The organism is Pantoea sp. CTOTU49201, assembly GCF_032054795.1.
Taxonomy (GTDB): domain Bacteria; phylum Pseudomonadota; class Gammaproteobacteria; order Enterobacterales; family Enterobacteriaceae; genus Pantoea; species Pantoea symbiotica.
In genome coordinates this window covers 1-10,700 of sequence record NZ_DAMBSA010000131.1, presented here as the reverse complement: position 1 = coordinate 10,700, position 10,700 = coordinate 1, and the positions used below count along the sequence as shown (strand labels likewise).

Below are 10,700 nucleotides of genomic sequence, written 5' to 3'. Positions count from 1 at the left end.
AAGGCCGCTTGAGCGGTACCGATGGTGGATTTAGCGCCAATGTATTCCGACATCAACATCACGCCCACCACAAAAGCTGGCATCACATTGGAGCCAGCCATAAAGTCACCGCTGTTTTTACTGCGCAGGCGCCAGGTGAGCCAGGTGGTGAACAGGATGTACGCGATGACAATCCCGACGATAATCACCATCCCTTCTGTAGAGAATTGTTTCATTTCAGCCTCATCGATAACGTAGGGTCGTGGAACGCGCTGGGCTTCACGCGTTCCGTTGATGAGGTGGCCGATGTTGTTATTGACGCGTGTCTATGCACTTCGCCACCCCACTTACGCTTATGATTCATTTCGCTCAAACAAGAATGAATTTACGCATAATAGGGGCAATTTATAGGATAAACTGGGCTGAATTTGTTTGAACCTGCTCACAAATCATCAATGATGATTACAAATAATCAAAATAGACTTATTAATTACAACTCCGTTTGCAGGAAATCGACAAACGCGCTGATGCGTACCGGCAGCTGACGCTGCGGCTGCCAGACGGCAAAAATGTCGCCATCAGCGGCGCTCCACTCTGGCAGCACATGCAGCAGTTCACCGCGTTTGATGCTGTGCTGCGCATCCCACCACGAACGCAGCAGAATGCCATGCCCATCTAGCGCCATCTGCATCGCCACTTCGCCATCGTTGGTGATTAAGCTGCCGCGCACCTTTTGCGTCAGCTGCTGTGTGCCATCACCCAAACGCCATAGCGCGAAATCACTGTCGAACTGGCGCAGTAAAATGCAGTTGTGCTGTGCTAGCACGGCGATGCTTGTCGGCATGCCGTGGCGCGCGGCGTACGCAGGTGAGCAGCACAGCACGCGCGGATTGGTGCGCAGCTTACGCGCGATGAGTCGCGCATCAGGCGGCTCACCGACGCGGATGTCGATGTCCACGCGCGCATCAAGAAAATTGAGCGGCTGGCTGCTGAGCTGCAAACTCATGGCTAATTCGGGATGCAGCGCGGCAAAGCGCGACACGCAAGGTGCGACGTGACGCCGTCCAAAGCCGAAAGAGGCGTTGATGTTGAGCGAGCCGCGCAGCACCGAGGTTTGGCTGCTCACCGATTCCTCCAGCTCCGCCAGCTGATCCAGTAGCGGACGCGCGCCCTCCAGATAGCGTTTTCCCTCCGCCGTCAGCTCCAGCCGCCGCGTGGTGCGCTTGAGCAGCTGCACGCCTAAGCGCTGCTCCAGCTGGCTCAGGCGTTTGCTCACCGCCGGTAGCGATAAGCCAAGTTCGCGTGCGGCGGCGGTTAAGCTGTCCAGCGCCGCCACGCGCACGAAGAACGCCAGATCGTCGGTTGAGGTGCGCGATTCTCTACTTTTATTCAACATTGGCTTATCGCTCAGGCTAATTATTTCCCACAGATGCATGGTTATACTGCGTACAGAACATCAACAGCAACCTGCGAGAAACTCTATGAGCGGCAAAACCTATAAAATCGCCGTCATCCCTGGCGATGGCATTGGCAAAGAAGTAATGCCTGAAGGCATCCGCGTGATGGATGCAGCGGCAAAGAAATTTGATATTGCACTGGAGTGGCAATGGTTTGATTTCGCCAGCGCCGAATATTGGCAGCAGCACGGCAAAATGCTGCCCGATGACTGGTTCGCCACGCTCAGCCAGTTCGATGCTATCTATTTTGGCGCGGTGGGCTGGCCAGATGTGGTGCCGGATCACGTGTCGCTGTGGGGCTCGCTGCTGCAGTTCCGTCGCGAGTTTGATCAGTACGTCAATCTGCGCCCGGTGCGCCTGATGCCGGGCGTTAAAGCGCCGCTGGCCAATCGTCAGCCCGGCGATATCGATTTCTACGTGGTGCGTGAAAATACCGAGGGTGAATATTCGTCAGTGGGCGGCACCATGTTCCCCGGCACCGATCGCGAAGTGGTGATTCAGGAAACGGTAATGACGCGGGTTGGCGTCGATCGCATCCTGAAATTTGCCTACGAACTGGCGCAGAAGCGCCCGAAAAAACACCTCACGTCGGCCACCAAATCCAACGGCATCGCTATTACCATGCCGTACTGGGACAGCCGCGTGGAAGCGATGGCACCGAGCTATCCTGATGTGAAAGTCGATAAATATCATATCGATATTCTCACCGCTAACTTTGTGCTGCATCCGGATTGGTTCGACGTGGTGGTCGCCAGCAACCTGTTTGGCGACATCCTGTCGGATCTCGGCCCAGCGTGTACCGGCACCATCGGCATCGCGCCTTCGGCCAACATCAATCCGGAAGGCAAATTCCCTAGCCTGTTTGAGCCAGTGCATGGATCGGCGCCGGATATCGCCGGTAAAGGCGTGGCCAACCCGATTGGCCAGATTTGGTGTGGCGCGATGATGCTGGAGCATCTCGGTTACGCCGCAGCGGGCGCGGCGGTGTTAGATGCCATTGAGCGCACGCTGGCAGCGGGCAACAGCCTGACGCGCGACCTCGGCGGCAGCGCGTCAACCGAGGAGCTGGGCGCGGCTATCGCGCAGGCGCTGTAACATCCAGGTGCGCATAAATGCGCACCCTACGAAAACCTGTTTTACGATGTCAAAAATTCGCGCCATCCCGTCGTAGGGTCGCCATTTATGGTGACCTCTATTATCGGTGCGCATCAATCCGCACCCTACGAAATCTGCACCGTTTCCGCATGCCAGCCGTGCGGCAACGGTTGCGGGCGCGTAATCACCACGTTATGCAGCTGCAGATTCTCCACGCCGCGCGCAAACACGCCCGGCAAGCCATCCGGATAAGCGGCAACGCCGTACGCTAAACCGGATGCGCTATCCAGTTTGTACGCATTGTCGAGGCCCATGCCGGTTGGCGATTCCGGATTACACGGCGGGCGCACGTCGTAATGCCCTTGATCCGCACCTGCCGCCACCACTTGCCGCAGCTGCACATTCGCCAGCATCACATCACGAATCTGTCCCGGCTGTTCCGCATGCAGGTTAATTGCCCCTTCCATCACCCCGCTGACGTTGCTGAATTGCAGCTGCTCGATGCTGCCGGGCGCTATCGCCGGATCGCGCGCGCGTACTGAAACAAACAGCGCATCGGCTTTACCCCAATGGCACGGCGGCGCGTGGCGACAGGCCAGCGTGATATTGCTGAACAGCAGACGGCGGAACTGGCCGCCATCGCGCGACAGCAAGCCAATCGCGCGGTTGGAATCAAAAATGGTGCAGCCGGAGACGGTGACATCTTCCACGTCGTCGAAGGTTTCGGTGCCGATTTTGAACGCGCAGCTGTAAGAACGCAGCAGGCAGTTGCTGATTATGATTTGTCGCGCGGCTCGGCGCAGATGCGCGGGTTTGTGAGTAGTTTTGATGCAGATGGCGTCATCGGCCGCGCTCAGGTAGCTGTTGCTGACAAACACCGCTTCACAGCTGTCGATATCCAGCGCATCGGTGTTCGGCATGCTCATGCTGTTATCAATAGTGAGATGATCAATGTGCACATGGCGGCAACTCACCAGATGTACCGTCCACATCGGTGCCTGAATGATGGTGAAATCTTCCAGCGTCACCTGCTCGCAATCCTCAAACACCACGATGCGCGGGCGCTGCGGACGCGGCAGGCGATAACCCTGATCGTCCTTTTCTGCGGCAAACCAGGCATCGCCGTTACCGTCGATCACTCCTTTACCACTGATGCGGATATTGCGCTGCCCAACAGCGTAGAGCAGCACATGCTGCGACAGTTCAGCCTGGCTCTGCGCCAGCTGCTGCTGATAATCCTCGACGCGGGAACTGGCGAGCAGCGTGGCGCCCGCTTCGAGATGCAGATTGATGTTGGAACTCAGCGTCAGCGTGCCGAGATGATAGCGACCGGGCGGCACCGACAAAGTGCCGCCGCCGCGCGATGCCAGATGATTGAGAGCGCGCTGGAAGCAGTAAGTATCCAGCGTTTCGCCATCGGCGATGGGATAGAAATCAGCCAGTGAAACGTGCATGCGGTTCTCCTGAATAGCGGCGATGCGCTATTGCAGCACGCGCCGCATGACCAAAACCTTTTGCTGGTGGACAATAAATGGCGTTACGTATTGTGCGTTCATCACGAAGGTCGCCATAAATGGCGTTACGTATTGTGCGTTCATCACAAAGGTCGCCATTCATGGCGACCTCTACTTGACCGCACCTTCGGTGACGCCGCTGATAAATTTGCGCTGGAACACCAGGAACACCGCCACCAGCGGCAGAATGACAATCATCGCGCCCGCCATCAGCACCGGAATATCGATGGTGTTTTTGTTCTGGAAAAACATCATGCCGATCGGCAAGGTGCGCAGCTCGTCTTTGTTCACCAGAATCAGCGGGATAAGGAACTCGTTCCACGTCCAGATAAACAGCAGCAGCGCCAGCGTAGACAGCGTCGGCCAAATCGCCGGCACCAATAAACCCCAGAGAATCTTACGGCGTGACGCACCATCCATCACCGCCGCTTCCACCAGCTCGCGCGGCACCTGCTGCAACGCGGTGGCGATCATCAGCGTGGTAAACGGTAGCGACAGGGCAATTTGCGGCAGAATCAGCGCCAGATAGGTGTTGGTGAGGCCCATCCAGCGCAGCTCGTGATAGAGCGGAATAATAAAGGCTTCACTCGGCAGCACCATGCCAAGGCCCAGCAGCGCGGCAACCACCGTTTTACCGGGGATCTTCAGCCAGGCAAAACCGAATCCCGCCAGAATGCCAAGCAGGATGCTGCAGATCACCACCGGAATCACCACCAGCACCGAGTTCATGAAGTAGACGTTGAAATGCCCCTGCTGCCACGCGGTGACATAGTTTTTAAAATTGATTGATGAAGGCAAGGTGAACACGCCCTGAAACAGCTCCATCTGGGTTTTGAACGAGGTCATCAGCGCCATTAAAAACGGCAGAATGGTCATCAGCGCGACAATCCAGATCAGCGCGCGTGAGACAGTTGGCGTGCCGCGCATCAGTGACGCTCCCGTAAACAAAGATGAATTAAGCCGTTGATCATCAACACAATCAGCATACTGAACACCGCTACGGCGGAGGCGTAGCCGAAGTAGTGCAGATCAAAGCCCTGCTTATACATAAAGATGTTGGTCACCATGGTGGACGTGCCCGGTCCGCCCTGCGTCATCACGTAGACCAGATCGAAGGCTTTGAGGCTGGCGATCACCGTTAGCAACAGCGCGATACGCAGTTCGGGACGCAGCGACGGCAGCGTGATGCGCATAAATTTCTGGCGACGTGATGAGCCATCGAGATCGGCCGCTTCCAGCAGCGAGGGATCCATACGCTGCAAACCGGCCATAAACAGCACTAAGCAGAAACCGAAGAAGTACCAGGTGGCGACAAAGCCCACGGCGGGCAGCGCCCAGGTAAAATCGCCGAGCCACGACTTCGCCAGCTGCGGCAAACCGACGGCGCGTAGAAACTGATCGATAGGACCAAACGCCGGGTTATATAGCCAGCGCCACACCACGCCCAGCACCGCCATCGGCATGATGTACGGCAGGAAGAAGAGAATACGCAGCACGCTGCGCTCTTTGTTATTGCGCGTCTCATACAGGAAGCTGCACAGCAGCAGCCCAACGCCAATCGGAAACAGCGTGTAGAACAGCATCAGCAAGGCGTTATTGCCGAGCGCCACCCAGAACACCGGATCCTGGAACATGCGCAGATAGTTGCCCATGCCGATGAAAATCGGCCACGAGGTGCCGTCCCATTCAGTAAAGCTGATCCCTAACGAGGCCAGCAGCGGCAGCAGCAGAAACACCGCATACACCAGCACCGCGGGCAGAAGATAGAGCGCATTGCGCCAGGCAGATTTATTCAGCATAACCGTACTCGCTTGCGGGCCTGTTCGCGGCCCGGCCACTTACGCCGGGCCGCACGTCATCAGTGCTTGAGGGTTTTCAGGTAACGTTGATAGTTGTTATCGAAGTTGATCACCATCTGATCGGCGGTTTGACGTCCCGCCAATAGCAGCTGCACATTCTGATTCAGTTCAGCGTTCATGGTTGGCGTGGCCCAGTCGAGATAATGGCCGAGACCATCGTTGTCATTCAGCGTTACCCACACCTGATACGCTTCTGCCAGCAGCGGGTTATCCGCTGGAATCTGCGCATTTTTGCTGGTGCCAGCCGGCAGGAAGCCCACTTTCAACCAACGGTTCGCCATCTCATCCGAGACGATGTAATCGATGAATTTCGCCGCTGCGTCCTGCTGCGCTTTGTCTTTCGCGGTGCTGGTGATAGAGAATGCCAAATCGGTGCCGCCCACCATCAGCGGATGCTGCACGCCTTCGCCCGCTGGCATCGCGGCGAAGTGCAGATCTTTGTTGTCTTTAAACTGGCCGAGATACCAGGTTCCACTTACCAGGAACGCCGCCTGACCATTCTGGAACAGGGTCGCAGCATCATCGTGACCAATGCCCTGGAAGCCGGGGAACAGATAGCCTTTGTCGTTCCAGCCTTTCATCAGGTTGGCGGCTTTCACCAGCTTGTCGTCTTTAAACGTGCCGCCCACGTCGTAAATCAGATCGTCGAGTTTTTTCCGGTCGCTGCTCTCAATCTGCGCTTCCCACAAGGTGCTAAGCAGCTGCTGGCCCATGTTGCCGTCGAGCAGACCGAGCATCATCGGCGGCGTGCCGGCGGCTTTGAGTTTCTCCATCGCCTGCTCAAGTTCCGGCAAGGTTTTAGGCACCGCAACACCGGCTTTATCCAGCAGCGCTTTGTTGTAGTACAAACCCACCATCTCGCCGAGGCTCGCCACGCCGTAAAGTTTGCCGCTGCCGAAATCTTGTTTATCTGACCAGCGGTTGCGTTTCAGGATCGAATCCGGGAAGCGCGTGGTCCAGCCGTAGGTTTTGGCGTAATCATCCAGCGGCCACAGCAGTTTGTCTTTCACTAGCGAGCCCATATCGCCGCCGCCCTGATTCACCTGCGCAATCTGCGGGCCGTCACCGGCGGTCAACGCCAGCTTGAGCGGAATACGCGTGTCTTCAAAGGAGTGCACCGAACGCTGAATCACAATGCCCGGATTCTTTTGCTGGAACGCTTTTACCGCTTCATCCACTGCTTCGGTCTGCTGCGGATAGTTGTAAATGTCCCACTCATTCAGGGTGACGGCCTGCGCGGCTGCCATGGTCGCACCGAGCAAAATCCCGGCGGAGACCAGACGCGACACGGTGCGCAGTGAGCTTTGCAAACGGGAAGGACGATTGGTTGAATCACACATCATGCTCGGTTTCTCCAACAGATGACTGGCATCCCTTCATCTCGACACCTGCGATTCCCGGCAGGTTGATTCAGCAGCGACAACGCACATAATTCATACTTACTTTATGCATAAAAGAAAGTCAAACATCGCCACTGCGGAATTTTTGCTCTGTGATACAGTGCAAAGAGTAAGAAGAAAAGCCGCCGGAACAGCAGAGCATGCTGCGATTCCGCGCGCAAACCAGACGGCGCTGAAGATTAAAGCCTGAGCATCAGTATAAATCACTCAGGCAAGCAAGGTGCTTTAACTAACTGATAGAGCATATGAAAATCCTATAGTTATTATCATTACGCTACGAGAGCGAAAGGCAATGTGTTGTCATCTGGCGCGTAAACCGGCATGGCGCGTGGGTTTGTCCGGCGTTCCGTCATGCTTTGTGGTTATAGTTCGCATCAGCTTTGTGCGCCAGCGCAATTATTACACCTTGAAAACTAAGTCGGCTTTCTTTACCGTAAAATCTGTTCATCTCCTGACCACAGAGGCTCCACCATGACGGCTGAAGGTGTTATTCGTCGCGCCAGCGAGGCTGATTTCCCCGCCTTGTCGCGCATCTGCTTAGAGACCGCCAATGCCGGGACCGATGCCAGCGCACTCTACTCCGATCCCGCGCTGCCCGGCCTGCGCTTTGTCATTCCCTACGCGCGCTTTGCGCCAGAATTTGCTTATGTGCTGGAACAGCACGGCGAGGTAGTCGGCTACGCGGTTGCCGCGCCCGATACGCGCGCCTTCGAAGCAAAGCTGAATAGCGATTGGTGGCCACAGCTGCAACAGCAGTATCGCGATTACGCGCCGCAGGCTGCGCTCGACAGCAAAGTGCTGGAAGCGATTCATCAGCCCGATGCGGCGGCGGATCAGTTGGTGACGCAGTGGCCTGCGCATCTGCACATCAATCTGCTGCCTGCCGCACAGCAAGGCGGCTGGGGGCGCAAGCTGATTGAACAACTGCTGCACGATCTGCGTGCCGCAGGCGTGCCGGGCGTGTACCTCGGCGTCAGCCTGCAAAACGAGCAGGTGTGTGGTTTCTATCAGCGCCTCGGCTTCACGCCGATTATGCGCAGCAACGCCATTTATATGGGCCAACTTCTCTGATTCGAGGCATCGCATGACCAGCCTGCATCTGCAAAACGTTAAGAAGTCCTACGAGAATGTGAACGTGATTCACGGCATCGATCTCACCATTAACAGCGGCGAATTCGTGGTGTTTGTCGGTCCTTCCGGCTGCGGGAAATCCACGCTGCTGCGCATGATTGCCGGGCTGGAGGAGATCACCGACGGTAAGTTGCTGATTGAAGGCGCCGACATGACCGATCAGCACGCCACCGAGCGCGGCATCGCCATGGTGTTTCAGTCCTATGCGCTCTACCCGAACATGACGGTGCGCGGCAATCTGGCCTATCCGCTGGAGGTGATGAAGCGCCCGAAAGCGGAAATTGAACAGGCGATAAAAAAGACGGCGGCTCGTCTGCATCTGACTGAATTCCTTGATCGTTTACCGCGTGCATTGTCCGGCGGACAGCGGCAGCGCGTGGCAATTGGCCGCGCGATTATCCGCCATCCACGTATATTCCTGTTTGATGAGCCGCTGTCGAACCTCGATGCTGAGCTGCGTTTGCAGATGCGCATTGAGATTGCTCGCCTGCATGCTTCGCTGGGCAACACCATGATCTACGTGACGCATGATCAGCTGGAGGCGATGACGCTGGCGGATCGCATTGTGGTGCTGCGTCAGGGCCGCATTGAGCAGGTTGGCGCACCGATGGCGCTGTATCGCGATCCCGACAACCTGTTTGTCGCCGGTTTTATTGGCTCGCCGAAGATGAATTTCCTCAATGCCGAAGTGGCGGCGATCGCGCCGGGCGCGGTGCAGTTGCGTGTGCCGGCGCTGGGCATCAATCAGCTGACGCTGCCGATCACCGCGCCGTGCCGCGAAGGGCAGAAAATCACGCTGGGCGTGCGCCCGGAGCATTTCCAGCCGGTGAGCAGCAACGATGATGCCGTGAGTTTCAGCGGCGAATTGTCATTTAGCGAGATGCTGGGACACACCAATTATCTCTATCTCGATATCGGCGAAGAGAAGCTGCTGGTGATTGAGGAGCGTAACGTGGCGGAACACGCGATTGGCGAGAGGATGAGTTACCAGCTGCGCGCCGAGCATTGTTTGTTGTTTGATGAGCAGGGTTTGCGGTTACGTTGAGGGGTGCGGTGCGTTCATGGTGTCGGTCGCCATAAATGACGACCCTACAGTTATTCGGCGGTTTTTCGCGTTGGGTTGCCATAAACGGCGAACGTACGGTTATTCGGCGGGGTTTTCGTAGGGTACCAGCGTTGGGTCGCCATAAACGGCGAACGTACAGTTATTCGGCGGGGTTTTCGTAGGGTCGCCATTTATGGCGACCGTCCCAACGCGCGCACAAAATCACAACGCGATCTCTTCATCGGCCTGCGCCGCCAACAGATCCAGCAGCTTATTCACCGCAAACCCGGCAGCGCCCTGCGCCCACATGCGGTTGGATTCGGTGAGGAACTGCAGCGGTGTCATGTGCGGCGTCAGCTTCAAACGGTAGGTCTGGAAACTCTGCGTAACGTGATCAAGCAGAATGCGCGAGGCCATTTGCGGCTCCATCGCCAGATAGACCACGTCCGGATCGTAAGCCACCGACAGGTTCGCCAACGACATCCCCAGATGCTGCCCGGCCTCGGCCAGCGCGCTCAGCACCTCTGGCGTTGGACGCACATCGAGATCGCGCAGCGTGTGCGGCACCTCGTCTTTGGCGGTGGCCGCCACGCGCTGCAGGATCGCCTGCGACGATGCCACATCCTCCAGCAAACGTTCAGAACCATCGCCCAGCAGCGACACACCAATCTCACCCGCTTTGCCGTGACGACCGCGATAGAGCTGGCGATCGAGCAGAATCCCCGCACCGATGCCTTTGCCGAAGGTAGCAATCACCGCCGACTGCGCGTGACCAAGCTGACCAAACACCAGCGCCGCCATCGCCAACGCGTTAGCATCATTTTCAATAAATACCGGCAGCGAGAAGCGCTCTTCCAGCAGCCGGGCAATCGGCACGTTATCCCAGCCCAACGCGCGTGACAGCACGCAAACGCCGTTGCTGGCATCAACTAGACCCGACAGCGCCAGACCAATCGCCCCAACCTTTTTGCCTTCAACGCCGCGCAAAAACTTCGCCAGCGCATCGCCGAGCTGCTTAGGCGTCATCGCGCCGGATGGAATCTGCTGCTCGCCAATGATGTTGCCGCTGAGATCGGTCAACACCATCAGGTTGCGTTCGGCGTTGAGCTGAATCCCCACCACGCTGGCGTGATCCGGATTGAGGCCAAGCAGCGTTTTGGGCCGCCCCATTGAGACGCGACGCAGTCCCAGCTCCTGCACGATGCCGCCGGTTAGCAGAC

The 10,700-nt window shown here is 57.2% G+C and carries 9 protein-coding genes and 1 pseudogene; 3 read left to right on the top strand and 7 right to left on the bottom strand.

Features of this window, described 5'->3' with window-relative positions; translation table 11 throughout:
• Both RTY00_RS11330 and RTY00_RS11325 read right to left on the bottom strand, forming a co-directional pair.
• Window positions 1–215 (bottom strand): annotated as a pseudogene (locus tag RTY00_RS11330) (sodium:solute symporter family protein); the annotation flags it as partial.
• Between the two features lie 254 nt (window positions 216–469).
• Window positions 470–1,375 (bottom strand): LysR family transcriptional regulator, encoded by a 906-nt coding sequence (locus RTY00_RS11325; protein WP_312664499.1) that lies wholly within the window; start codon window positions 1,373–1,375, stop codon window positions 470–472.
• 85 nt (window positions 1,376–1,460) lie between these two features.
• On the opposite strand from RTY00_RS11325, the gene RTY00_RS11320 reads away from it, so the two are divergent.
• Window positions 1,461–2,531 carry a tartrate dehydrogenase gene (locus RTY00_RS11320; RefSeq protein WP_312664497.1) on the top strand — a complete coding sequence of 357 codons (1,071 nt, stop codon included), beginning with the start codon at window positions 1,461–1,463 and terminating at the stop codon, window positions 2,529–2,531.
• Between the two features lie 125 nt (window positions 2,532–2,656).
• Here the strand turns inward: RTY00_RS11320 and RTY00_RS11315 are convergent, their stop codons facing one another.
• From RTY00_RS11315 to RTY00_RS11300, 4 genes are all read right to left on the bottom strand, one after another.
• Complete coding sequence (locus tag RTY00_RS11315; protein ID WP_312664496.1) at window positions 2,657–3,985, bottom strand: glycoside hydrolase family 28 protein; 1,329 nt, start codon at window positions 3,983–3,985, stop codon at window positions 2,657–2,659.
• Window positions 3,986–4,156: 171 nt separating this feature from the next.
• Window positions 4,157–4,972 carry a carbohydrate ABC transporter permease gene (locus RTY00_RS11310; protein ID WP_312664495.1) on the bottom strand — a complete coding sequence of 272 codons (816 nt, stop codon included), beginning with the start codon at window positions 4,970–4,972 and terminating at the stop codon, window positions 4,157–4,159.
• On the bottom strand, window positions 4,972–5,844 hold the full coding sequence (locus RTY00_RS11305) for a carbohydrate ABC transporter permease (RefSeq protein ID WP_061718332.1): 873 nt from the start codon (window positions 5,842–5,844) through the stop codon (window positions 4,972–4,974). Before RTY00_RS11305 ends, RTY00_RS11310 begins: the two co-directional genes overlap by 1 nt.
• Before the next feature lie 59 nt (window positions 5,845–5,903).
• Entirely contained in the window at window positions 5,904–7,247 is a 1,344-nt protein-coding gene (locus RTY00_RS11300) for an ABC transporter substrate-binding protein (protein WP_008105576.1), read from the bottom strand.
• 528 nt (window positions 7,248–7,775) lie between these two features.
• On the opposite strand from RTY00_RS11300, the gene RTY00_RS11295 reads away from it, so the two are divergent.
• Window positions 7,776–8,375 (top strand): GNAT family N-acetyltransferase, encoded by a 600-nt coding sequence (locus RTY00_RS11295; protein WP_061723467.1) that lies wholly within the window; start codon window positions 7,776–7,778, stop codon window positions 8,373–8,375.
• A gap of 13 nt (window positions 8,376–8,388) precedes the next feature.
• Entirely contained in the window at window positions 8,389–9,480 is a 1,092-nt protein-coding gene (locus RTY00_RS11290) for a sn-glycerol-3-phosphate ABC transporter ATP-binding protein UgpC (protein WP_312664494.1), read from the top strand.
• Between the two features lie 222 nt (window positions 9,481–9,702).
• On the opposite strand, the gene RTY00_RS11285 is transcribed toward RTY00_RS11290, so the two are convergent.
• The coding region (locus tag RTY00_RS11285; protein ID WP_312664493.1) for an ROK family protein at window positions 9,703–10,700 on the bottom strand (998 nt) is incomplete at its 5' end.

What these genes read in the sequence shown, in the direction of transcription:
- RTY00_RS11290 (WP_312664494.1), top strand. Translation starts at nt 8,389, where the DNA reads ATGACCAGCCTGCATCTGCAAAACGTTAAGAAGTCCTACGAGAATGTG.
- RTY00_RS11310 (WP_312664495.1), bottom strand. Translation starts at nt 4,972, where the DNA reads ATGCGCGGCACGCCAACTGTCTCACGCGCGCTGATCTGGATTGTCGCG.
- RTY00_RS11295 (WP_061723467.1), top strand. Translation starts at nt 7,776, where the DNA reads ATGACGGCTGAAGGTGTTATTCGTCGCGCCAGCGAGGCTGATTTCCCC.
- RTY00_RS11315 (WP_312664496.1), bottom strand. Translation starts at nt 3,985, where the DNA reads ATGCACGTTTCACTGGCTGATTTCTATCCCATCGCCGATGGCGAAACG.
- RTY00_RS11320 (WP_312664497.1), top strand. Translation starts at nt 1,461, where the DNA reads ATGAGCGGCAAAACCTATAAAATCGCCGTCATCCCTGGCGATGGCATT.
- RTY00_RS11300 (WP_008105576.1), bottom strand. Translation starts at nt 7,247, where the DNA reads ATGATGTGTGATTCAACCAATCGTCCTTCCCGTTTGCAAAGCTCACTG.
- RTY00_RS11325 (WP_312664499.1), bottom strand. Translation starts at nt 1,375, where the DNA reads ATGTTGAATAAAAGTAGAGAATCGCGCACCTCAACCGACGATCTGGCG.
- RTY00_RS11305 (WP_061718332.1), bottom strand. Translation starts at nt 5,844, where the DNA reads ATGCTGAATAAATCTGCCTGGCGCAATGCGCTCTATCTTCTGCCCGCG.